1 protein-coding gene is annotated in these 237 nt (G+C 67.1%); it reads right to left on the bottom strand.

From position 1 onward, the window contains the following. On the bottom strand, window positions 1-220 hold a 220-nt coding region (locus V6767_RS22750), incomplete at its 3' end, for a hypothetical protein (RefSeq protein ID WP_448475517.1). Between the last annotated feature and the right edge of the window lie 17 nt (window positions 221-237).

Raw genomic sequence — 237 nt, 5'->3', positions numbered from 1 at the left:
GGCGCAGGCTTTCACCGCCGAGCCAACGCTGCAGATGCTCGAGCAGCGGCCAGTCAGCTTCGCTCAAGGTGGTCTTCGCGCCTTCCAGCGCCTGCTGGAAGAATGGCTCGTCCGCCTCGCGCCTGCCCGGCGCCGCGATGTAGGTGCGGTAAACCGGAAAGTGGATGATCAGTTCGAGCAGGGCCCGGCGGATCGCGCCCAGGGTGATGTCACGGGTCATCACGTCACCGCGCGCCA

Source organism: Martelella sp. FLE1502, assembly GCF_053484255.1.
This window is presented reverse-complemented; position numbering and strand designations above follow the sequence as displayed.